Source organism: Actinoalloteichus fjordicus, assembly GCF_001941625.1.
In the GTDB taxonomy this organism is placed as follows: domain Bacteria; phylum Actinomycetota; class Actinomycetes; order Mycobacteriales; family Pseudonocardiaceae; genus Actinoalloteichus_A; species Actinoalloteichus_A fjordicus.
In genome coordinates this window covers 6,344,234-6,366,763 of the sequence record NZ_CP016076.1, presented here as the reverse complement: position 1 = coordinate 6,366,763, position 22,530 = coordinate 6,344,234, and the positions used below count along the sequence as shown (strand labels likewise).

Sequence of the window (22,530 nt, the reverse complement as noted above, 5' to 3'; positions counted from 1 at the left end):
TCATTGTCGTCGCATCCTCGCCGACGGTCAGCGCCTCTCGGCGGCGCCGACCTTGTCGCCGTCACCTGCCGACGCCTGCGCCGACCCGTCCGCCGCCTCGGCGTCCTCCTGCTTCGAGTCCGTCTCGTCGGAGGAGGGCTGCGCGGTGGCCCTCGGGTCGAGCAGGTGCCTCTCGGTGGAGTTGAGGACCTTGTCGTCCAGCAGTCCCTCGTTGCGGGCCACCAGCACCGGGATGGTGATCTGACCCGCGACGTTTGTCGCGGTGCGGATCATGTCCAGGATGGGGTCGATGGCCAGTACCAGCGCGATGCCCTCCAGCGGGAGGCCGACCGTGCTCAGCGTGAGGGTCAGTGCGGTGAACCAGCCCGCCACGCCTGCGCTCGCACCGGTCGCCACCACAGGGACCAGGGCGATCAACACGTAGTCGCCGAGGGAGAGCGGCACGCCGTAGACCTGCGCGATGAAGATCGTCGCGATGGCGGGATAGATCGCCGCGCAGCCGTCCATCTTCGTGGTCACGCCCAGCGGCACCGCGAAGTCGGCGTAGCGCCGGTCGACGCCCAGGTTGATGGTGGTCTGGCGGGTCAGCGGCAGGGTCGCTCCGGAGGAACGGGAGACGAAGGCGAACTGGAGGACGGGCCAGACCTTGCGGAAGTAGATGCTGGGCCGGACCTTGGCGAACACCCGCAGCAGCAGCGGGTACACGCCCACCAGCACCACGAGGCAGGCGACGTAGACGCCGATGCCCAGCCGAGCCAGCGGGGCCAGCGTCTCGCCGAGTCCGTAGGTCGCCACGGCGCGGCCGATCAGACCGAGCACGCCGATGGGGGCCAGCAGAACCAGCCACCACAGCACCTTCTGCACGATCTCCAGGATCGAGCGGTTGACGGCGACGAAGGGCTCCGCACGTCGGCCCAGGCTGTAGGCGGCGGCCCCGACGAGGACCGACACCACCACGACCTGGAGGACCGCGCCCTCCGCGAAGGCGGCGAACAGGTTGCTCGGCACGAGCCCGGTGACGAAGTCGAGCCAGCTGCCCGGCTCGCGTTCGGCCAGTTCCTCGACGGCCGCCGGGTCCGGGGTCAGCTCCAGCCCGCGCCCCGGATTGCTGATCAGCCCGGTCGCGATGCCGATGAGCACCGAGATGAAGGCCGTCGTGGCGAACCACAGCAGTGTCTTGCCGCCGAGGCGGGCGACCGCGGCAGGCCCTCGGCCGAGGTCACGCAGGCTGGCGATGCTCACCACGATCGCGGTGAACACCAGGGGCACCACGGTCACCTGGAGCAGGCTCACGAAGGTCGAGCCGAGGGTCTGGAGGGTGACGGTGAGCCATTCCAGGCTCAGCGCCCGCGCGGTCAGACCGAGGACCACGCCCAGCGCGAGCGCGAGGAGGATCTGAACGGCGAGGGGGATCTTGACGAGTCTTCGTCGTGCGGGCGCGGCAGAGACAGAGGACACGAGGACGCTCCGAGCGAGTTCGCGGGTGAGGGTGACGGACCGGACTTGACGAGCCGGATGGGGTGAGCCGTCAACCCGGACAGACGGCGCTGGCCTGCCGACACAGATCCACGTGTCGGCGGCTGGTCAGCAACGGTCGTCGCGATCGGATGCGCATAACGCTGGTATTCCACGCCTGTCAGGAGCAGGAAATTCCTTCTGCCGACTGACTGTAGGCACGCTCACACCAACGGGCGAGACCTGAATGGGTTATCTCAACTGCCGGGAAGCAGTTGGTTACGTTGTGCGCTTGGCCTCGTCGCTCGGTGCGACGCGGGCGGCGAAGGAGTGCAGGAGCTGCTCCAACGGCCCTCGGCCGACGAACCGTCGCCAGACCATCGCGAAGCAGGCTGCCATGACGATGAAGCTGATCAGTACCGGGAAGTCCAGCTCCGGCGGCACCGAACCCAGCATCGCCAACCCGACCAGATGGCCGCTGTAGATCGTCAACGGCATCGAGCCCACGGCGCTGATCGGGCTGAAGAGCAGCCGGATGACCCCGACGCGCAGCAGGAACAGGCACGCCGCGACGACCAGCAGCGCCACGCCCGTGGCGCCGACGACGTCGAACGGGGTCCCCGAATGGGGTGAGGCGATCGAGAGCCAGGCCGGGTCGGTGGTCGGGACCGTGCCGAGCATGCCCCAGCGGATGCGCTCGTCGAGCGCCGCGACGGCCTCGCCCGATCCCGGCGGCGGCGAACCGAACGGCGTGGGCGGCAGGCCGCCGGCGAGGAGTTCGTGCAGTCGCGCCCTGGCACCGAAGCGGGTCGAGACCAGCCATGAACCGCCGTAGCCGAGCAGCACGGCGACGACGCCCGCTGCGGCCGTCCACGCCGCCGTCCGTGCCCGACGCAGGTCGAGCCTGCCGAGCACCACCCCGGCGAGCACGAACGGCAGCCAGGTCAACGCCGGATAGGTGCCGGTGACGAACAGCGCCGACAGCCCGTCGCCCTCGGCGAGCGAGAAGGTGGTGTATTCGAAGGGGCCGTTCATCGGCTCGACGGCGCCCCGGATCGCGAAGGACAACAGTGGTCCGCCCACCGCCAGCAGCCCGGCGCACAGCGCCACCACCAGCGGTCGCAGCCACAGCAACGGCAGCGCCAGCACGAAGTAGATCGCGTAGTAGCAGAGGATGACCAGCACGTTGGTCCCGAGCGCGGCCAGCAGCAGGCCGAGCGGAAACAACAGCAGCGCACGCAGCAGGATGCGCAGGGCCGCCGTGCGCCGTGCGGCGCCGTGAACCGGGTTCGAGCCGCCCGTGAGCAGGGCGAGAGACAGGCCTGCCACCAGCGCGAACAGCGCGGAGGGGAAGCCGTGGAAGATCCACATCGCCTCCCCGGCGCCGCCGTCGCGCGGATGCGGTCCCAGATGCGCCGCGAACATGCCCAGCACGGCGAGACCCCGCGCCGCGTCCACGCCGATCAGCCGCGCGGTGTCGCCCGCGCCGATGCGACCGGCGGTGTCTGCTGCGGCGGCTCTGCCTGCGGTGTCTCCTGCGCTCGCTCCGCCTGCGGTACGCCCCTCGCCTGCTAACGCCACAGCGACACCACGCTCACGTCCACGGCCTCTAGCAGCCTGCGGGTCAGCGGCAGACTGATCCCGATGACGTTCGAAGGATCACCCTCGATGCCCTCGACGAACCAGCCGCCCATACCGTCGAGCGTGAAGCCGCCCGCGACCGCCAGCGGTTCGCCGGTCGCGAGATAGGCCTCGAGATCCGCCTCGCTCGGCTCGGCGAAGCGCACGGTCGTCCCCGCGATGCCCTCGGCCGTCTTGGTGGTCCTGCCGCCCTCGACGCGGATGACCGAGTGCCCGGTGAGCAGCTCGCCGGTCGTGCCTGCCATCTGCTCCCAGCGCGCACGGGCCACCTCGACCGTGCCCGGCTTGCCGACGGCCTCGACGCCGTCGGGACCCTCCACCGCCAGCATCGAGTCACAGCCGATGATCACCGCGTCGGGAAACTCCTCGGCCACGCTGAGCGCGACCGCCTCCGCCTTCGCGGCGGCGAGCGCCACCACCAGTCGGGGCGGGTCGGCCCGCCGCAGGCCTCGGATGATCGCGTCCTCATCGACGCCGGAGACGCGCACGACGGGATCGATCCCCGCCGTCTTCAGGACGTTGAGCCGGGCCGGGGACGCCGAGGCGAGAATGAGACGCACAGTGCAGAGACTCTAGTCCCGACCGTGTCGGCTGCGGATGGGCTCACCCGTGCGCTGCCGACCGCCGAAGACCGGGACCGGGCCGGGCCTGGACCGAGGCCGTCTTCGGCTGCGGACGGCCATGGCGGCGGTGCGCGATTTCCGGTGGCTGCCCGTCTCGCCCTGCGGTTCGTGCGCCTCCCGCGCGGCCGGGGCCGTCGCGCCCCTGCCTGCCGCCTGCACGCTCGTCGGCTCCGTGCGTCTGTCTGCTGCCCGGTGTGCTGCGGCAGGTCGCCAGAGCGCACGCGGCGTACCCGGTTCAGTCGAGCTGCTCGGGATTTCCGGTGGTCTCGATCCGCCGGGTGCTCCTCGCACCGACCTGAGTCGCCAGACCCTGCGCGACCTCGACGAACACGCGTTCCGCCGCCGTCTCGGTCGGCGTGGGCCGTCGGGCGGCGAGCCGAGCCAACAGGATGCGTCGAGTCGGTGCGGAGGTGAGCGGGATGACGGCGATGCCCGATCGCAGATTGGTCAGCGCCAGTCGAGGTGCCAGTGCCATTCCGAGGCCGATCGCGACCATGGCCTGTGCCTCCTGGTAATCGTGCGCGTGAAAGGCGATCTGTGGTTCGAAGCCCGCCGCGTGTGCGCTGCGGGCCAGTACCTCGGCCACCGGATGATCATCGGCACGAGTGATCCAGGTCTCGTCGGCCAGCTCGCGCAGGTTCACCGAGGTGCGGCCCGCGAGCGGGTGATCGTGGGAGACGATCAGCGCGGTGGGATCGGCGAGCAGCGGAGTCAGCGCCAGCGAGGGGTCGTCGACCCGTGACCAGTCGTAATCCCAGAGCAGGCCGAGTTCGATCTCCCGACTCTCCAGCATGTTGCGCAGCCCCGCGAGCTGCGCGCTGCGCACCACGAGCCGCACCGCCGGATGTGCCCGGCCCAGCCCGCGCACGACCAATGGCAGGAGTGAGGAACCGGCGGTCGGAAAGGAGCCGATCCGCAGCTCGCCGGAGCGCAGCCCGGCGATGTCGTCGAGTTCCGCGCGCGCCGCCTGCAACTGACGATCGATCCGCTGCGCGTGCTCCACCAGCGCACGTCCCGCCAAGGTCAGCTCCACGCCGCGCGCATGGCGCTCCACCAGCGGCTGACCTGCCTCGATCTCCAGTTTGCCGATCTGCTGTGACACCGCCGACGGTGTGTAGGCCAGCGCCTGCGCCGCCGCGGTCAGCGAGCCGTGCGCGGCCACCTCGGCGAGCAGCAGCATCCGTCGAACGTCGAGCGTCATGACCCCAAGCCTTAAGCAGAACTGAACGGGACCGCACTTCTTCGTGATTGTACTGAAGGCTTGACTGCCGCAGTCTCTACTCCCGTGAGTCGCCGAACGAGTGTGGAAGGACGTCGGGTGCTGCGCCTACCAGGGACGTTGATGCGTGGGGGCACCAGCAAGTGCTGGATGTTCGACGAAGCCGCCATGCCTGCCGAACCGTCGCTGGACCGAGTGCTCGCCGCCGCCTTCGGCTCCGCCGACCCTCGGCAGATCGACGGCGTCGGCGGGGCGACCTCGACGACGTCCAAGGCGGCGATCGTTCGGAAGTCCGTCGATGCGGACGTCGACGTCGAGTACCTCTTCGCCCAGGTCGGCATCGGCGTCGTCGGCGTGGAGTGGGGAAGCAACTGCGGCAACTGCGCCACCGCCGTCGGCCTGTACGCGCTCCAGACCGGGCTGGTCCCGGCGACCGACCCGGTCTCCGTGGTTCGGATGCGCAATCGCAACACCGAAGCCGTGTTGACCGCCACCGTCCCCACCCCGGACGGCATCGTGCCGGAGCTCGGCGGGCAGACCGTCCCCGGCTCGACGGCGGCAGGCGTGCCCGTGGCGCTTGGCTTCCTCAACCCCGCCGGGACCAGCACCGGGAGGCTGCTGCCCACGGGAAACCCGGTGGACCGGGTGGACTCGGCCGAGGCGACGCTGATCGACGCGGGCGCCCCCGCCATGCTCGCCGACGCCGTGCGGCTGGGCGCCACCGCGCACGAGTCGATCGAGGAGTTCGAGGCCTTCGTGCCCGAACTCAGCAGGCTGCGCAGGCTCGGCGCCCTGCGCATGGGGCTGGACTCTCCCCAGGATCCGGTGCGCCACGGCGTGCCGAAGGTGGGGGTCGTCGGAGCCCCCGGGCCGTACCGGACCTCGGCGGGCGTCGAGGTGCCTGCTGCCGATCACGACCTCGCCGTCCGGATGCTCTCGATGCACGCTCCGCACCCCGCCATCGGCCTGACCTCGGCAGTAGCGGTCGCGACGGGGGTCGTGACAACGGGGACGCTCGCGGCGACACTGGCCGGGAACCGGCCGTCGGAGATCTCGATCCGGCTCGGCACCCCGGCGGGCGTGGTGCCTGTCGACATCGATCTCGACGACTCGGGAGCGGTACGAGCGGTGACCCTGCACCGTGCCGCGCGGCGAATCGCGACTGCGGAACTGCTGGTTCCGGTCCGAGTGCCCGTTCCAGGTTCGCTCGCGCCCTGACCACTCCTCGGGCGCAGACGCGGCGCGCGACCGTCGCACCGCGTCCGCCCTCCGGCGAGGACGGCGAGGACCGCCTACGGGCATCAATCTCGGGACCGCGTGCCCTGACACGGCGGCCCGACAGCAAGGGAGCTGTCATGAAGGTTCAGTTGGAGAACATCACGCTCGCCTACGGGGGAGCCGTCGCCATCGACGACCTCGACATCACCGTCGAGGACGGCGAGTCGCTGGTCCTGCTCGGCAAGTCTGGCTGCGGCAAGACCTCGACCATGCGGTGCGTGGCGGGACTGGAGACCCCGACGCGGGGGCGGATCACGATCGGCGACACGGTGGTCTTCGACGCCGAGCGCGGCGTGGCGGTCCCGCCGAATCGACGCAACGTCGGCATGGTCTTCCAGTCCTACGCGGTCTGGCCGCATCGGACGATCTTCCAGAACGTCGCGTTCCCGCTCCGGCAGCAGAAGCTGCCCAAGGACGAGATCCGGCAACGGGTCGCCGAGACGTTGGAGATCGTCGGCCTCGCCGAGTTCGCCGATCGCGGCGCCAGCCTGCTCAGCGGTGGGCAGATGCAGCGGGTGGCGCTGGCCAGGAGCCTGGTGATGCGCCCGAGCGTGCTGCTCCTCGACGAACCGCTGTCCAACCTCGATGCCCGCCTCCGGGACCGGCTGCGGCTGGAGCTGCGCGAGATTCAGCAGCGACTCAACCTGACCTGCGTCTACGTCACCCACGACCAGTCCGAGGCGCTGGCACTGGCCGACCGGATCGCCCTGATGCAGGGCGGGCGGATCGTGCAGATCGACCGACCGGAGCGGATCTACGAGAATCCCTGCTCCGCCTCGGTCGCGGACTTCCTCGGGGTGTCCAACGTCTTTTCCTGCGTCCCGCGCGGCACCGCCGAGGGCGGCAGCCTGTTCGGGCTGACCGGCCATGACGTGGAGGTGCTGGCCCAGGACGTGCCCGGGGACCTCGACGCACCCAAGGCATGCATCCGGCCGGAGGACATCCGGTTGAGCGGTGATCCACTGCGCGACGGCAACGACTGGCTCGGCCGGGTCGAGGTGGTCGCCTACCAGGGGGCTTCGGTGCGGTACCGCGTGGCGCTCAAGGGCGGGCCGGAACTCGACGCCGTCGTCGGCAAGGGCACCGCCCCGTTGCTGGAGGTCGGTGCCCAGGTGTGGGCCTCCGCCGCCCCGTCCGCCGTCCAGGTGCTGCCCTCGGAGGTGCGGACGTGAGAACGCTCGTGCGAAGAATCCGTCAAGGCGTGCCCACCGGGGTGCTCCTCGTGGTGCTCGGCATCCTCGTCGTGCTGCCCATGCTGTTCATCGCGCTCGCCGCGTTCAGCGACGACGTCCCCCGACCGGGCTCCATCGGCCTGGACTCGCTCTCCCTGGACAACTTCGCGATCCTCGGCTCCTCGGAGGCGCTGGGAGCACTGGGCAACTCGGTCTTCATCGCCGCGCTCGCCTCGGTGCTCGCCATGGCCATCGGCTGCGGACTCGCGTTCCTGGCCGCGCGGGCCGACGTGCCGGGCAGGCGGTTCCTCTACTTCGTCGGCATCGCGCCGATGTTCCTGCCGTCCCTGGTCGGCGCGTTGGCCTGGTCCCTGCTGGGCAGCCCGGCCACGGGCTTTTTGAACCTCGTGTTCCAGGGCATCGGCCTCGACGTGACGCTGAACATCTACAGCATGCCCGGCCTGATCATGGTGCTGGCGCTCTACTACGCCCCTTATGCGTTCCTGCTGGTCCACGGCGCGTTATCCCTGATGAACCCCGACCTGGAGGAGGCCGCGTTCGTCCACGGCGGCACGCGAAGGCGAACGCTGAGCTGGGTGACCTTCCCGCTGGCACTGCCCGCCATCCTCGGCTCCGGCGTGCTGATCTTCGCGCTCACGATGGAGAACTTCCCCGTCGCCCAGGTGATCGGCAATCCCGGCCAGGTCGAGACGCTGCCGAGTTTCATCTATCGGCTGATGAACGCCTCGCCCTCCCGAGGTACCGAGGCCGCCGCGGTGGCGATCACCCTAACCGCCGTCCTGCTGATCGTGACCGCACTCCAGCAGCGGGCGGTGATGCGCCGGAAGTTCACCACCGTCACCGGCAAGGGCGTCAAGACGAAGCTGGTGTCGCTCGGCCGGTGGCGTTGGCCGCTCTTCGGCCTGGCGCTGGTGTACTTCCTGCTGGCCGTGGTGCTCCCCATCGGCGCGCTGCTGATCTCCGCGCTCCAGAGTTCGCCGTACGTCTCCTCGCTCGGCCAGCTCACCGAGCCGGGGGCGCTGTCCTTCTACATGATCGGGCAGCTCATCCTCTCCCCGGACTTCCTCCAGTCGGCGGGCAACAGCGCGGTGACCGCGATCCTGGCCGCGCTGCTGGGCACGGCCGTCAGCTTCGTCGTCGCCTACACCGTCTATCGGACGAACTCCGCAGGCCGTCGAGTGCTGGAGTTCGTGGCGATGGCCCCGCTCGCGGTGCCCGCCATCGTGCTCGGCCTCGGCCTGCTGTGGACCTGGCTGGTGATCCCGCTGCCGGTCTACGGCACGGTGTTCGTCCTGGTCATCGCCTTCATGGCGGTGTTCCTGCCGCAGGGCTACCGGGGAGTGACCTCGTCGATCCTTCAGGTCGATCGTGATCTGGAGGACAGCGCGGTGCTGTTGGGCGCTCGACGGGCCACGGCCGTGTCCTGGGTGACGCTGCCGCTGATGCGCGTCGGGATGGTCTCGACGGTGCTGCTGCTGCTGATGCTGTGCATGCGGGAGCTGTCGGCGGCGTTGTTCCTGTTCACCTCCGACACCCGGCTGCTGTCGATCCTCATCTTCGACAACTACGACAACGGCGCCATGCAGGGTGCCGCCTCCGTGAGCCTGCTCTACTGCGTGGTGATCCTGATCATCGCGCTGCTGGCCAAGTCGTTCGGAGCCAAGACCGTGGATGGTGCGCGATGAGAAAGACCAGGATTCTCGCCTGCGTCGCCGTGGCAGGCGCGCTCGTGGCCGCAGGCTGTGCCCCGCCGCAGTTCGACCCGGTGGTCGACTCCACGGCAGACGTCGACACCTCCGACGGCCTGGTCATCGACGGCGAGCGCATCGCCGACGCCGAGCTGTTCGAGGCCGCCGTCGAGGAAGGCAGGCTCTCGCTGTACAGCGGATACGTGGAGAACAGTGAGAAGGAGGTCATCAAGGTCTTCGAGGAGGACACCGGAATCTCCGTCGACCTGGTCCGGCTGGTGCCCAACCGACTCTCCGAGCGGGTGCTCAGCGAACAGGGTGCGGGCAGGCTCGGCGCCGACGTCGTCCGCACCTCGGACTTCGACATCGCCACCCGAATGCGCGACGCCGGAGTGTTCCAGCCGCATCGGGTGGCAGGCTACGACGAACTCGACGACACCGTCCGCTACTTCGACGGGGACTTCTACCGCGTCTTCAACCCGCTCTACACCTTCGCCTACAACACCGCACTCGTCGATCCGGCGGACGCGCCGAAGTCCTGGCACGACCTCACCGACCCGAGGTGGCAGGGCGAACTGGGCATCACCCAGGTCGGTGCGGGTGGCAGTTCGCTGACCTTGAACCGCTTCCAGGAGGAAGAACTGGGGCCGGACTTCCTGCCCGCGCTGGCCGAGCAGAACCCCCGGATCTTCGACTCCTCCAGCGCGGCGCTGGAGAGCCTCGCCCGAGGCGAGATCCCGGTGGCCACCGCCGTCGTCAGCAGCGTCAACATCGCCGCCAGCAAGAACGCGCCGGTGAACTTCGTCATCCCCGAGGAAGGGATGGCGGCGTACGACTACTTCGTCGGGATGACCGACTCGGCCGTCAACACCGACGCCGCCGAGCTGTTCCTGGAGTGGAACCTGTCCAAGCGTGGTCAGGACGTGTTCCGCCAGATCGGCGAGTTCCCCGCTCGCGGCGACGTCGAACCGCCGGAGATCCTCGCCCAGCAGTTGCCGACGGCAGACAGCGGCAAGATCGTGCGGATCGATCCCGAGGTGTTGATCGCCTCCGCCGAGGGGGACCAGCGGCGGTGGAACGGGTTGTTCGGGTATCTGGGTTGAGGCGCCTGCCTCGGGCGACGATGCCGGGAGCGGTGTCCGGCCGGGCCAGGCCTACCAGGGAGTGATCGCCGCCCGTGCGGATCGCACGTCGGCGTGCGCGGCTCCGACAGCATCACGACGCCGCACGCCGACCTGAAGTCGGGCACTGTCTTGCCGAGCTGAGAGAGGAACTGCTCCACCGTCTCCGGCGGTCGTCGTCGTGCCTCTACCAGTTCGCGCAGGCAGTTCAGTGTCGGAGCGGGGTAGAGGTCGAGCTGATCCAACAGGAACTCGTCGGGATGTTTGACGTCGATGTCGTAGGGCTTCACCGCAGAGTCGGGGAAGTCCTTCATATTGGCGGTGACGATGACGGCAGCTCCCGCGCAGACTGCCGCAGCGAGGACGTGGCGGTCCTTCTCCTGGTTGGTCATGGTCGGAATCAATGACTCGAATCCGGTCGTCTCCGCATCGCGAAAGGCGGTACGCATGCGCGCGACTCGGCGTCGGGCCGAGTCGACGGTCATGCGTGCCGATGCCTTCGGCAGATTTCGCTCGACCTCCTCCAACACCTGAGCCGATCAGATCGGACGATAGGTGTTCGCCTCCGCCAGACGAAGCAGCACGTCGGTGAGGTTGATCGGGACGAGGACGCACGAATCCAGGAATGCGGGAAAGGCCATCAGCTCATCGAGTTCGGATGAAGTGATCGATGTCGTCGGCGGTGCCGTCCTCACTCGCCGTATGCGTGAGTTCGCCCAGCGTCTCGCGACGGGCCTGCCTGGTGCCCTCCTCGTACTCGAGCACGTCGGCGAGTCGGATGCGTCGGTGACGCCCGGGACGCGTGTACGGGATCTTCTCTTCTTCGAGAAGCTTGATGAGGGTGGGGCGGGAGATATGCAGGAGGTCCGCAGCCTGCTGTGTGGTCAGTACGGCATGACGCGGTGCGATGGTGACCGCCAGCCCTGCGGAGAGAGCTGCCACCGTGTCGCGCAGCACGCCGTGCAGGTCTGCCGGCAGCGTCACCCGTGAGCCGTCGGGGCCGATGAGTTCGGCGTGCTCACCCTGATGGGCGGGCTCTTCAAGGATCAAGGCCAGCTGCCTGAGGTTGGCGTCCGTGTCGTCGTCTGAGGGCGGCAGCACGGTGTGCCCGTCGAGTACGGCAGTCATGTTCCTCTCCTCACTGGCTCGGCCGGATGCCGGGTTGCCTCCTGGCCACTCCAGCTTAAGCCGGGAATTCGAAGGAATCGAAAATTGTGAGGGAGTTCCCCTGTTGCGGGCCCTGATTCACCCAAGCAGGGCAGGATGCGTACTCTCAGTAATTTCGATCAAGGGGCCTGATTCGATGTGGACTCGTGACGGTGTTGAGTCCCGACTCGTTGCGAACGCCGTCACGCTGGTTCGTCCGCCCTGCGCGGGAAGTGATGCCTTCCTGGTCGGTCACGATGGTGGCCGACACGTGGGCCGCCCTGATCAGGCGGCCCGCGTGTCGGCTGGTCGGCCTCTCAGAAGCCCTCCTCAGCCCCGCACCTGGTCGCCGCCCACCAGGATCGTCGGCTCCTCGGGAACGCGGTGTTCACGCACCGTCGGCGGCTCTTCACGGACCGGCCCGAAGCTGATCTGACCGTCCACCAGCGGCACGTCGATGCTGGTGCCGCGCAGGCCGACCGTGAGGGCGGGCGTGCCTGCGGGCGCTCGGAGGTAGCGGGAGTCGCTGCCGCCGATGATCAGTGCGAGCTGATGACCTGCGGGCACCACGTGGTCAGTGGTGGAGAGCCGAAAGGTGACGTCGTAGGACCGCCCCGGCTCCAACGCCTCGCCGTCGGTGCGGGAGGAGTGATTGGCGATGTCCGCCCACCCTCGGGCGAAGATCTCCAGGTCCACGTCGGCGGTGGTCGTCTCGGTGTCGCGGTAACAGGCGTCGTCGAAGGGCGTGCTCTCTCCCCAGCACGACCGGGTGGACAGGGTGCGGATGCCCTCGCCGCTGCCGAGGTAGTCGCGGGTGGTGGCCGGGCCGTAGTCCACCAGCGTCGCCGTCAGATGGCCGACGGGCAGGGAGGAGGACACCGACACGGTCACCGACCCGGTGCCCGCGATCCGGGCGTCCCGGCTCAGCGGCGGGGTGTAGAAGAGCAGCCGGTCGTCGGCGGGCTGGTCGGGTGCCTCGGCCCAGGCGAACTGGTTGCCGCCCGCACCGCGCGCTATGTGCTGGCTCTCCATCGGCGGTTGGCGATGCCTGCCGAGGTGGCCGAGCCCGTCGGTCCCGCTCACCCTCGGCGTCAGCGTGACGTCGGTGGTGGACGCGGGCGGCCAGACCGGTTCGTCCGCCCAGACGTCGGGGGCTCGCTCGATGGTGGCGGCGGGCTCGGTGTCGATGCCGTTGGGCACCTCCAGCAGCCAGCGGTCGAACCAGCGGTGCAGGGTGTCGACCCACTCCGCGCGCCGGAAGTCGAAGGGGTCCACGTGGCCTGCCTGGGTGAGCCAGACCTTGCGCGGCACGTCATGCTCCGCCAAGGCCTCCCACCAGCGGCCGAAGTGGATCATCTTGACGTTGAGATCCCCGAGCCCGTGCACGGCGAGCACGCTGGCGTGCACGTTCGCCGCGTCCTTGGTGTGGTCGCGCTCGTCCCAGAGTTCGGTCCAGTCGCCGTTGATCGGCGCGCCCGCGTCCAGCTCGGCCTTGACGTGCCCGCAGTCGGGTCGGCCGCCCTGCTCCACCGTCCGGGCCAGGCCGGCCGGGGAGTTGCGGAACGCCGCGCCGTCGGAGCCGTAGTAGTCGTACCAGGAGCTGATCGCTCCGATCGGCACGATCGTCTTCAGACCGGGCGTCCCGGTCGCCGCGACGCCGTTGGCGATGGTGCCGTCATAGGACTTGCCGATCATGCCGACCGCGCCGGTGGACCAGTCGGCGGAGGCCTGTTCGTCCCCGGTCGGCGAGGTGTAGCCGGTGGCGGCGCCGTTCAGCCATTCCACGACGGCGGTGGCGGAGGTGACGTCGGAGGGACCGCCGACATCGACGCAGCCCTCGGAGCGGTTGGTGCCCGCGAGGTCGACCAGCACGGTCGCATAACCACGGGGCACGAAGTAGTTGTCATAGAAGAGGGGGAAGCCCTCGGGGCGGCCGGACTCGTCGTAGGTCTTGAGCTGGCTCTCGTTGCCCCGCCCGCAGCAGGAGTAATAGGGGCTGGCGTCCATGATCACCGGAACCGGCAGGCCTGCCTGGGCCGGCTCGGCGGGTCGGATGATGTCGGCCGCTACCCGGTCGGAGATCCCGTCGCGGTCGCCGTCCATGCCGATGTCGACCCACACGGTCTCGCGGATCGCGTCGGCGTAGGAGTGGATCGGGGCGCTCACCCCGCCGTCGAGTGTGAACGCGGTGTCGACGGTCGTCGGGGTCGCCGCCTGTTCCTCGGCCGCCACGGCGGGCAGGGCCGTCCCGGCCAGCAGGGCACCGGCCAGCGGCAGTGCCAGTAATCGTCTCGTCGGTTCTCTCGTCGGCATGGGTGCCTCCTGATCACACGGCAAGGTCGTTTGTCACGCTAACGGCCTGACGAGGGGCGCGACAGATCCATTCGTTGCGGACAGATGACAACTCTCAGCGAGCATCACTGCTGGTGACGGCGCTGTCGGTGATGTCACTGTCTGCGATGCCGCAGCGGGCCCGGCCACGGCTGGACGGCCGTCAGACGGGTCTGGAGCCGGCCGACTCCGGGTCCGGCGCGGCCCGACGATCCAGCCGAGCCGAGCCGGTGCTGGTCGGGCTTCGCCGAGCAGCAGTAGGCGTCCGACGGCACGCCGCGAGGTCCCTCCGCTCGGCCCGCCAGCTCCGCAGCTTGGGAATTTCCGTCAGACCGACGGCTCTCACCTGCGATTATGAGCACCGTCGTTGCCCTGCCGAGATAGACCGGAAAAAACTTCGGGTTCATGTCGATTCCGGGCTCGGCCGTTCGACGCACTGGTGAAGGCAGGGGCAGCGCGGTCACCAGGGCCGTGCTGTGCGACCGGCCCTCACCCGAAGGAGAAGACGATGCGATTCATGATCATCATGAAGGCGACCGAAGAGACCGAGGCCGGTGCGCTGCCGGACGAGGAGCTGCTCGCCGAGATGGGCCGCTACAACGAGGAGCTGGTCAAGGCGGGCATCGTGTTGGCTGGCGAGGGCCTGCACTCGAGTGACAAGGGCGCCCGGGTGCGCTTCAAGGACGGGAAGTCCTCGGTCATCGACGGTCCGTTCACCGAGACCAAGGAACTGGTCGCCGGCTTCTGGCTGATCCAGGTGGCGTCGAAGGAGGAGGCCGTCGAGTGGGCGCGTCGTTGCCCGGCGCCCGCCGAGGGCGAGCAGGAGATGGAGATCCGGCAGGTGTTCGAGGCCGAGGACTTCGGCGAGGAGTTCACTCCCGAGCTCCGCGAGGCCGAGGAGCGCCTGCGTGCCGAGGTCGCCGCTCAGCAGGACTGAAGCGAGGCGCCGCGGGGGCATGGGCGACTCGATGAGTCGCCGGCCCCCGCAGACCTGCGGCGACGGAATGAGCAGCGGGTGGTCCGGGCTGCGCGCGGTCTCCTGCCTACTCCCGCCGGAGTCGAAATCAGGCCGGGCCGAGAAGATCCCAGCGGTTGCCCGCGATGTCGAGGAACACGGCCACGCGACCGTACGGCTCGGTGCGGGGTTCGGTCAGGAACTCGACCTCGGCTGCCAGCATTCGTCGGTAGGACGTCTCGAAATCATCAACGCGAAGGAAGAAGCCCACCCGGTCTGCTGCTTGGCGGCCGAGGGCGGCGGACTGATCGGCGCCGTCGGCACGGGCCAGGAGCACACCGGTCGCGGCACCGGGCGGGCGGACGACGACCCATCGCTTCGCACGTCCGTCGTTGGTGAGCGACGGCGTGTCCTCGACGAGTTCGAACCCCAGCACGTCGACGAAGAACGCGATCGCCGAGTCGTATTCGCTGACGATGACGGCGACCAAGTCGAGATTCACCGCGTCAGCCTAATGCCACGGCCTGCACCGGCCTTGCTCGTCGGAGTTCGCCTGCGCGGGTGATCTCGTGGCTTCGCGCGGCCGGCCGATCGTTCGTTCTCACCATCGCCGACCTCGGCTCCCCGACCCCGGCCCGCCCGCCGCCGTCGTCGTGAGCCGAGAGCGTCGAGAACGGCCATCGGCCGGGAGACCGACGCCCCGGAACACTCAGAAGGCGGAGCGACGCCAGGCCCCCTCGCCCGGCGACAGTGGCCGACGCAGCAGCGCGGCGCGATCCGCCCAGCCGGAGCGGGTCGGCTTCGGCGGCTCACGGACCGGAGTGTCGACGGCCGCGAGCACTGCCGTCAACGCGGCCAACTCCACGTCGTCGGGCTCGCCCCGCACGACGCGGAGCATCGGACGCTCCCTCGGCTGCTCCTGCTGATCCGTCATCCTCGTCCTCCGCTCTGGCCGCCCGATGCGACTCGTCGCCCCGTCGGCCTGTCTGCCCGCTTCCACCCCGTGCTGCGCAGGCTGATCGGGCCGCTCGCCGCTGCCGTCTGTCGTCCCGCCGAGTCCGCTCCGGCCATGTCGCCGGAGCGGACTCACTTCCGGCACCTCACAGCGGAATGTTGCCGTGCTTCTTCGGCGGCAGCGTCTCGCGCTTGTCGCGCAGCAGCCGCAGCGACCGCGCGAGGTAGCCGCGCGTGTGCGAGGGCGCGATCACCGAGTCGACGTAGCCGCGCTCGGCCGCCACGTACGGGTTGCACAACGCGTCCTCGTACTCCTGCTGGAGCCGAGCGCGCAGCGCGTCGGTGTCCGCACCGTCGGCGGCGGCCTTGGCCAGTGTCTTGCGGTGCACGATGTTCGCCGCCCCCTGGGCGCCCATCACCGCGATCTGCGCCGTCGGCCAGGCCAGGTTGACGTCGGCCCCGAGGTGTTTGGAGCCCATCACGTCGTAGGCGCCGCCGAAGGCCTTCCTGGTGATCGTGGTGATCAGCGGGACGGTGGCCTCGGCATAGGCGTACAGCAGCTTGGCGCCGCGCCGGATGATGCCGTTCCACTCCTGCTCGGTGCCCGGCAGGAATCCCGGCACGTCGACGAAGGTCAGCACCGGCACGTTGAACGCGTCGCAGGTGCGCACGAACCGGGCCGCCTTCTCACTGGCGTCGATGTCCAGACAACCGGCGAACTGGGTGGGCTGGTTGGCGACCACCCCCACGCTCTGCCCCTCGATTCGGCCGAAGCCGACGATGATGTTGGGGGCGAACCGCTCGTGGACCTCCAGGAACTCGCCGTCGTCGAGCACCCGCGACAGCACCTCATGCATGTCGTACGGCTGGTTCGCCGAGTCCGGGATCAGCGTGTCGAGCTCGAGGTCGGTTTCGGTGAGCTGCTCGGCGATCGAGCCCGGTCCCGCCGGGGCCGACGGCGGATAGACGGGCGGCTCGCTGAGATTGTTGGCGGGCAGGTGCCCGAGCAGCGACTTGACGTAGGAGATCGCGTCCTCCTCGTCACCACCGAGGTAGTGGGCCACGCCGGACCGGGTGTTGTGGGTGTCGGCCCCGCCCAGCTCCTCGAAGGTGACCTCCTCTCCGGTGACCGTCTTGATGACGTCCGGGCCGGTGATGAACATGTGGGAGGTCTTGTCGACCATCACCACGAAGTCCGTCAAGGCGGGGGAGTAGACGTGGCCGCCTGCCGTGGCACCCATGATCAGCGAGATCTGCGGGATCACGCCGGAGGCGTGCGTGTTGCGGCGGAAGATCTCGCCGTAGAGGCCGAGGGAGACGACGCCCTCCTGGATGCGGGCCCCGCCGCCTTCGTTGATGCCGACGATCGGCCTGCCCGTCTTGAGCGCCAGGTCGAGGATCTTGACGATCTTCTCGCCGTAGACCTCGCCGAGCGAGCCGCCGAAGACGGTGACGTCCTGGCTGAACACACAGATCGGGCGCTCGTCGACGGTGCCGAAGCCGATGACGACTCCGTCGCCGTAGGGTCGGTTGTGCTCCTGTCCGAAGTTGGTGGATCGGTGCCTTGCGTGCTCGTCGAGTTCGACGAACGAGCCGGGATCGAGCAGCATGTCGATGCGCTCGCGGGCCGTCTGCTTGCCCTTGGCGTGTTGTCGCTCCACCGCGCGGGCGGACCCGGCGTGCACGGCCTCGTGGTTCCGGCGCGCCAGGTCGGCGAGCTTGCCCGCCGTGGTGTGGATGTCCGGTTCGACGTCCGACAGGTCCCCGACGGGCTCGGTTGCGCTGCTCATGTGGCCGAGCCTAGCCGGCCCGACTGCGGCTCTCGTAGCACCGGCGGGCCTCATCGTTCGCCGGACCACGTCGAGGTGGGCGAGGAGCCTTCGGTCCTGATGTCGTGGACCTTTCGCCGTGCCACCTTCTCTCGCGGTCCGGCTCTGACCGGGCTGCACGGTCTCGGCGACGTTCGGACCGGTCGTCCTCTCGGCCTGCCTCGGATGCCTGCTCCGGCCCCGGATTCTCCGTGCGCGAGCGCCGGGGGCGGCCCCGGCGCCGAACCCGGCGCAGTCTGTCGGCCGTATGCTCCGCCGATGGCCGAACACCCGGAGCGCACCCCGCTTGACCAGGAAGTCCTTCGAGCGGCCCTGCTCGGGCCCGCAGGCGCCTACGCCGCGCTCGACGTGGTGCCGACCACCGGTTCGACCAACGCGGACGTGGCCGCTGCCGCGCAGGCCGGGGCGCCGGACCGCGTCGTGCTGATCGCCGAGGAGCAGACCGGCGGGCGAGGGCGGCAGAGCCGGGCCTGGGCCTCGCCCGCCGGGGCCGGGCTCTATCTCAGTCTGCTGCTGCGCCCCGAGGGCGTCTCACCCGTTCACTTCGGCTGGCTGCCGCTGCTCGCCGGGCTGGCCCTGACCCGAGCGGTGCGGTCGGCCTGCGGGGTCGAGGCGGCGATGAAGTGGCCGAACGACCTGCTGGTCGGGCCTGCGGAGCGCAAGTGCGCGGGAATCCTGGCCGAGGCGGTGGTGCCTGTCGGCCGGGCGGGTGGCGGCCCGGCGAGCCCCGCCGTGGTCGTGGGCCTCGGCCTCAATGTCGATCACCAGCCCGATGAGCTGCCTGCCAGGCCGACCGGTCCGCAGGCGACGTCGCTGCGCGCCGAGGGAGCCGTGGGCCTCGACCGGGCCGCACTTGCGATCCGGCTGCTCGGCGAGCTGGACACCGTCGAGCGTGCCTGGCGGAGCCAGGGCGGTGACGTCGTGCGGTCCGGACAGCTCGCGGCCTACCGGGAGGCGAGCGCGACGCTGGGACGCCGCGTGCGGGTGGAGTTGGCGGGGGATCACTCGGTGCTCGGCACCGCCGTCGACGTCGACGAGGCGGGCAGGCTCCTCGTCCGTTCCGATTCAGGACGGACCGAGGCCTTCTCCGCCGGTGACGTCGTGCATCTGCGCGCTCGCTGATCGCCGAGTCAAGCCGAGCGGAGGCCGGATCATCGGGCGCGGAGCCTGCGAATCGTCGTGAGCACCTCCGCGCGATTCCCGGCCGCGCTCAGCCACCCGGGCAGGCGAGACACCATGCTGGAGTTGCGTGGCGGTCCGGTGCGCTCGCGCAGCCTCGCGGCGACATGGCGTTCCAGCAGATCAAGGTGCTTCTCGTTGAGTGCCCAGAGCGTGCGGCCGCCGCAGCACTCGGCCTGCCACCACAGCGGGACGCCGAAGAAGGGGTCCACCGGGCCGCCCCACACCGAGTATCTGCCCGCTCCCGACGCCCACTCCGCCCAGTAGGCGCAGTTCGGGCAGGTCAGCCTGCGCGGCCAGGTGCCGACGTAGGCGGAGTCATTCGGCCGTGCGGTGTTCGCCGCGCGCGACCGACAGCGCGGACACACCACGTCGATGGCCTCGGCGGCCAGTTCGACCAGATGAATCCCGGAGTCGTGTGAGCGGAGTCCCAGCGGCGCTCGCTGCGTGTCCATGGCCGCATCCTCCCCCGGAGCGGGTCGCCTGTCGCGGGAGTTCCGGCTGGTCGTCCACCCGGCGGTCGCGGTGTCGAGACGCCTGCGACGCTCCGATCCCTGATCGTCATGGCCGTCCTGCTCCCGCGACGGGCGTCTCGCCGGTACGGTGATCGCGTCGGAGACGACGGCAGGGCCTGATCTGGAGGAAAGACCGTGGGTTACCCGGAGAACATGCTCACCAACGACGAGCATGTCGTCGTCCACAAGCATTCGCACTGGAAGATGATTTTCTGGCCGACGGTGGCCCTCCTGGTGATCGTCGCCGCCGGGGTCTTCGGGGCGATGTTCGTCAACGACCAGGAATGGAACACGATCGGCTGGATCGCGATCGGCGCGATCGGCGCCATCCTGATCATCTGGCTGTTTCTGGTGCCGTTCATCCGTTGGCAGAGCACCCACTTCGTGGTGACCAACGAGCGTGTGATGTACCGGGCAGGCGTGCTGCATCGCACCGGCGTGGATATCCCGCTGAACCGGATCAACAGCGTCCGTTTCGAGCACAGTCTGATAGACCGGGTCCTCGGCTGCGGCACGCTGATCATCGAGTCGGCCTCGGACGAGGCGCTCACCTTCGACGACGTCCCGCAGGTCGAACGCGTGCACGGAATGCTGTACCAGCAGATCGACGAAGGCGATCAGGGCGACTTCTACTACCCGCAGCGCTCCCAGCAGCCGCGTCGGTCGGAATGACGCCCGTCCGCACGCTCGGGCTGCCGCAGCACTCGCCCGCCGTCGACCCCGGTGCGCTGCCCGCGAGGGTGACCATCTGGGAGGTGGGCGCGCGCGACGGCCTGCAGAACGAGTCGACCGTGGTCGGCGTCGACGTCAAGCAGGAGTTCCTGCGCAGGCTCGCGGCGGCGGGGCTGACCGTGCTGGAGGCGACCAGCTTCGTGAGCCCTCGGTGGGTTCCGCAGCTCGCCGACGCCGCCGAGTTGCTGGCCGCGCTGCCGAGGCTGCCGGGCGTGCGATATCCGGTGCTCGTGCCCAACGAACGCGGGCTGGACCGTGCCGTCGAGGCAGGCGTGGCGGACATCGCGATCTTCGCCAGCGCCACCGAGTCCTTCGCCCGCCGCAATCTCAATCGGAGCATGGACGAGCAGTTCGCCATGTTCGAGCCGGTGGTGCGTCGGGCCCGCGAGGCGGGGCTGCGGGTGCGCGGGTATCTGTCGATGTGCTTCGGCGATCCATGGGAGGGCCCGGCAGACCCGGCATCGGTGACCGCCGCCGGACGTAGGCTGCTGGACCTCGGCTGTGAGCAGCTCTCCCTGGGCGACACCATCGGCGTGGCGACCCCCGGCCAGGTGGAGACGCTGCTGCGGTCCTTCGGCACGGCCGGAGTTCCGACGGCGCAGCTCGCCGTGCACTTCCACGACACCTATGGGCAGGCGTTGTCCAACACCTACACCGCCCTGCGCGCCGGAGTGTCCACCGTGGACTCTGCTGCGGGCGGCCTCGGCGGCTGCCCCTTCGCGGGATCGGCGACGGGCAACCTGGCGACCGAGGACCTGGTCTGGATGCTCGACGGCCTCGGCATCGAGCACGGCGTCGACCTCGACGCGCTGGTCCGGACGAGCGTCTGGATGGCCGAGCGGTTGGGCAGGCCGAGTGCGTCGCGCGTGGTGACCGCCCTCGGCGGGGACTCCTGAGGAGCCCTTCGCCGCCGACCGTGCCTCGTGAGGGCGACGGTGTTCGTCGACGTTCCGGCGAGCTCGGGTGCGCCGCCTGGAACACCTGAGCAGAGCCGCCGCCGGACCGATCGAGGGCTGCCGTCCGCGTTCCTCGGCAAGCGCGGTGGCGCGTCTCGGCCGGGCCCGGGGCGGCCGGTCTGCCTGCCTGCGCTGGTGTCGCACCGCTGATGCCGAAGCACCGAGCAGGCCCGCGCGCCCGAGTCTCGCCGCGCCCGGACCCGACCCTTGACCAGACGCCGACCGGGGGCAGACTGTGGGAGGGCTCGGCGGAGCAGGTGCGAGACGGTCTACCCCGGTCCTCGCGGGGAGCACCAGCGTCGCAGGCCGATGCGGTGCGAGCACCGACCGCCCGCCGGGCGCCTGCCTCGTCGTCATCCGCCTGAAGGAGATGCGCTCGTGACCGTCGAACCGACGTTCTCCCTGGTGGCGGGACTTCCGGTGCTGTCATGGCGGCTGACCTCCCCGTGGCTGTCGATCTCCTCGGCCGTCCTGGGCGGCGGCATCGGCGAGCGGAGCTGGGCGTGCAACGCCACCGTGCGCCATGACTACGACCGACCCGATCCGGCCGCGCATCTCGCCGAGATCGGCGCGGAGCTGGGTTGCACCGGGCCCGGAGTCGGGCTGCTCACCGCCGTGGACGTCCGCCAGCAGGTCAGTCGCTCCGACAACGGGGTGTCGGCCTGCGTCACGACCGGCGTCGGCAAGCATCCGACCTGGGCCGCCGCGCCGGACTCGCCGACCGATCCGCCGCCGGGCACCGTCAACGCCGTCTGCTTCCTGCCGGTCCGACTCACCGAGGGTGCGTTGGTCAACGCGGTGGCCACCGTGGCCGAGGCGAAGGCACAGGCCTTCCAGGAGGTCGGCGTGCCGGGCACCGGAACCTGCACCGACGCCACCATCCTGCTGTGCCCGCTCGACGGCGAGCCGGAGCGCTACGGCGGGCCTCGCTCACGGATCGGCGGTGCGCTGGCCAGGGCAGTGCACGACGCCGTCCACACCGGACTGATCGCCCCCGAGCCGCGATTCGCTTCGTGGCGCACCGGCATGGGCGCGGCGCGACCGGCGGCGGACCTGTCCTCGATCGGCGACTGACCCCGCGAACAGCGAAGCCTGGTGCCTCCCCGCCCCGGTGACGCCTGCCCGGCAGGCGGTTGGTTTCCTGTTGCCCGATCCGAGCCGAGAACAGTGAGAAATTCGCGGGAACCAGATCGCCGACGAAGCCGTCCAACACCGGTACATCCGTCGGCGGCCGGACCACCGGAGGCATTATGGTGACCGACCACCAAGCCAGCGTCGAGCGGCTGCTCGGCGAGTATCGACGCAGTCGAGAGCAGCTTGGTGAGGTGCACAGGCGTCTTGCTGAGATCAGCGAGACAGTGACCAGCGCCGACTCCTCGGTCTCGGTCACCGTGGGACATCGCGGGATCGTCCACCGAGTGGCGATCGCCGATCACGCCTATCGAAGACACCGCCCGGCTGAGCTGGCCGCACTCGTACAGCACACCATCCAAGCCGCATCGGCTGCCGCCGCGTCGGCTGCGGCCGGGGTGGTCTCGACCGTTCTCACCGCAACCGACGAGGCGTCGCAGGCGAGTCAGACGCAGGCCGCCGGACCGTCGATGCAGCGACGACACGTCCAGTCCACGGTTTTCGAGAACCAGGGCTGGCGGTAGCAGATGCTCGACACCGACGCGCTGACATCGGTGCGGGGCTGGTCGTCGAGCTCAAGGGAG

21 protein-coding genes are annotated in these 22,530 nt (G+C 69.8%); 10 read left to right on the top strand and 11 right to left on the bottom strand.

Annotation, left to right across the window (positions count from 1 at the left end):
- Positions 1–27: 27 nt before the first annotated feature.
- The 5 genes from UA74_RS27140 to UA74_RS27125 all read right to left on the bottom strand — a co-directional run bounded on the left by UA74_RS27140 (position 28) and on the right by UA74_RS27125 (position 4,920).
- The gene (locus UA74_RS27140; protein WP_075742743.1) at positions 28–1,458 is read right to left on the bottom strand and encodes a dicarboxylate/amino acid:cation symporter; all 1,431 of its coding nucleotides are present in this window, start codon (positions 1,456–1,458) and stop codon (positions 28–30) included.
- Between the two features lie 70 nt (positions 1,459–1,528).
- On the bottom strand, positions 1,529–1,615 hold the full coding sequence (locus tag UA74_RS34355) for a putative leader peptide (protein WP_404800004.1): 87 nt from the start codon (positions 1,613–1,615) through the stop codon (positions 1,529–1,531).
- 119 nt (positions 1,616–1,734) lie between these two features.
- Positions 1,735–3,036, bottom strand: a complete 1,302-nt coding sequence (locus UA74_RS27135; RefSeq protein WP_083683685.1) for a DUF418 domain-containing protein — start codon at positions 3,034–3,036, stop codon at positions 1,735–1,737.
- Positions 3,027–3,656: a Maf family protein gene (locus UA74_RS27130; protein WP_075742742.1), complete on the bottom strand. Its 630-nt coding sequence runs from the start codon at positions 3,654–3,656 to the stop codon at positions 3,027–3,029. Before UA74_RS27130 ends, UA74_RS27135 begins: the two co-directional genes overlap by 10 nt.
- Positions 3,657–3,954: 298 nt before the next feature.
- Positions 3,955–4,920, bottom strand: coding sequence for a LysR family transcriptional regulator (locus UA74_RS27125; RefSeq protein WP_083683684.1), 966 nt, complete (start codon positions 4,918–4,920; stop codon positions 3,955–3,957).
- Between the two features lie 117 nt (positions 4,921–5,037).
- Between UA74_RS27125 and UA74_RS27120 the strand changes: the two genes are divergently transcribed.
- The 4 genes from UA74_RS27120 to UA74_RS27105 all read left to right on the top strand — a co-directional run bounded on the left by UA74_RS27120 (position 5,038) and on the right by UA74_RS27105 (position 10,200).
- Positions 5,038–6,156, top strand: coding sequence for a PrpF domain-containing protein (locus tag UA74_RS27120; protein ID WP_075742741.1), 1,119 nt, complete (start codon positions 5,038–5,040; stop codon positions 6,154–6,156).
- Positions 6,157–6,293: 137 nt separating this feature from the next.
- Complete coding sequence (locus tag UA74_RS27115) at positions 6,294–7,388, top strand: ABC transporter ATP-binding protein (RefSeq protein WP_075765716.1); 1,095 nt, start codon at positions 6,294–6,296, stop codon at positions 7,386–7,388.
- Positions 7,385–9,094 (top strand): ABC transporter permease, encoded by a 1,710-nt coding sequence (locus tag UA74_RS27110; protein ID WP_232237494.1) that lies wholly within the window; start codon positions 7,385–7,387, stop codon positions 9,092–9,094. Before UA74_RS27115 ends, UA74_RS27110 begins: the two co-directional genes overlap by 4 nt.
- Positions 9,091–10,200, top strand: a complete 1,110-nt coding sequence (locus UA74_RS27105; protein ID WP_075742738.1) for an ABC transporter substrate-binding protein — start codon at positions 9,091–9,093, stop codon at positions 10,198–10,200. Before UA74_RS27110 ends, UA74_RS27105 begins: the two co-directional genes overlap by 4 nt.
- Before the next feature lie 663 nt (positions 10,201–10,863).
- Here the strand turns inward: UA74_RS27105 and UA74_RS27100 are convergent.
- On the bottom strand, positions 10,864–11,346 hold the full coding sequence (locus UA74_RS27100; RefSeq protein ID WP_075742737.1) for a helix-turn-helix domain-containing protein: 483 nt from the start codon (positions 11,344–11,346) through the stop codon (positions 10,864–10,866).
- Positions 11,347–11,694: 348 nt separating this feature from the next.
- Positions 11,695–13,677: a Xaa-Pro dipeptidyl-peptidase gene (locus UA74_RS27095; protein ID WP_083683682.1), complete on the bottom strand. Its 1,983-nt coding sequence runs from the start codon at positions 13,675–13,677 to the stop codon at positions 11,695–11,697.
- A 526-nt stretch (positions 13,678–14,203) separates the two neighbouring features.
- Between UA74_RS27095 and UA74_RS27090 the strand changes: the two genes are divergently transcribed.
- Positions 14,204–14,632 (top strand): YciI family protein, encoded by a 429-nt coding sequence (locus UA74_RS27090; RefSeq protein WP_075742736.1) that lies wholly within the window; start codon positions 14,204–14,206, stop codon positions 14,630–14,632.
- Positions 14,633–14,759: 127 nt separating this feature from the next.
- On the opposite strand, the gene UA74_RS27085 is transcribed toward UA74_RS27090, so the two are convergent.
- From UA74_RS27085 to UA74_RS27075, 3 genes are all read right to left on the bottom strand, one after another.
- Positions 14,760–15,152: a VOC family protein gene (locus UA74_RS27085; RefSeq protein ID WP_075742735.1), complete on the bottom strand. Its 393-nt coding sequence runs from the start codon at positions 15,150–15,152 to the stop codon at positions 14,760–14,762.
- A gap of 207 nt (positions 15,153–15,359) precedes the next feature.
- Positions 15,360–15,584, bottom strand: a complete 225-nt coding sequence (locus UA74_RS27080; RefSeq protein WP_075742734.1) for an acyl-CoA carboxylase subunit epsilon — start codon at positions 15,582–15,584, stop codon at positions 15,360–15,362.
- Positions 15,585–15,750: 166 nt separating this feature from the next.
- On the bottom strand, positions 15,751–17,394 hold the full coding sequence (locus UA74_RS27075) for an acyl-CoA carboxylase subunit beta (RefSeq protein ID WP_075742733.1): 1,644 nt from the start codon (positions 17,392–17,394) through the stop codon (positions 15,751–15,753).
- Positions 17,395–17,691: 297 nt separating this feature from the next.
- Between UA74_RS27075 and UA74_RS27070 the strand changes: the two genes are divergently transcribed.
- Positions 17,692–18,555: a biotin--[acetyl-CoA-carboxylase] ligase gene (locus UA74_RS27070; RefSeq protein WP_075744290.1), complete on the top strand. Its 864-nt coding sequence runs from the start codon at positions 17,692–17,694 to the stop codon at positions 18,553–18,555.
- A 29-nt stretch (positions 18,556–18,584) separates the two neighbouring features.
- Here the strand turns inward: UA74_RS27070 and UA74_RS27065 are convergent, their stop codons facing one another.
- The gene (locus UA74_RS27065; protein WP_232237492.1) at positions 18,585–19,067 is read right to left on the bottom strand and encodes a TFIIB-type zinc ribbon-containing protein; all 483 of its coding nucleotides are present in this window, start codon (positions 19,065–19,067) and stop codon (positions 18,585–18,587) included.
- A 195-nt stretch (positions 19,068–19,262) separates the two neighbouring features.
- Between UA74_RS27065 and UA74_RS27060 the strand changes: the two genes are divergently transcribed.
- The 4 genes from UA74_RS27060 to UA74_RS27045 all read left to right on the top strand — a co-directional run bounded on the left by UA74_RS27060 (position 19,263) and on the right by UA74_RS27045 (position 22,470).
- Positions 19,263–19,799, top strand: coding sequence for a PH domain-containing protein (locus tag UA74_RS27060; RefSeq protein ID WP_157434467.1), 537 nt, complete (start codon positions 19,263–19,265; stop codon positions 19,797–19,799).
- The gene (locus tag UA74_RS27055; protein ID WP_075742732.1) at positions 19,796–20,755 is read left to right on the top strand and encodes a hydroxymethylglutaryl-CoA lyase; all 960 of its coding nucleotides are present in this window, start codon (positions 19,796–19,798) and stop codon (positions 20,753–20,755) included. Before UA74_RS27060 ends, UA74_RS27055 begins: the two co-directional genes overlap by 4 nt.
- Positions 20,756–21,193: 438 nt before the next feature.
- Positions 21,194–21,889, top strand: a complete 696-nt coding sequence (locus UA74_RS27050) for an adenosylcobinamide amidohydrolase (RefSeq protein WP_075742731.1) — start codon at positions 21,194–21,196, stop codon at positions 21,887–21,889.
- Between the two features lie 176 nt (positions 21,890–22,065).
- Positions 22,066–22,470 carry a YbaB/EbfC family nucleoid-associated protein gene (locus UA74_RS27045; protein WP_075742730.1) on the top strand — a complete coding sequence of 135 codons (405 nt, stop codon included), beginning with the start codon at positions 22,066–22,068 and terminating at the stop codon, positions 22,468–22,470.
- Positions 22,471–22,530: the final 60 nt, after the last annotated feature.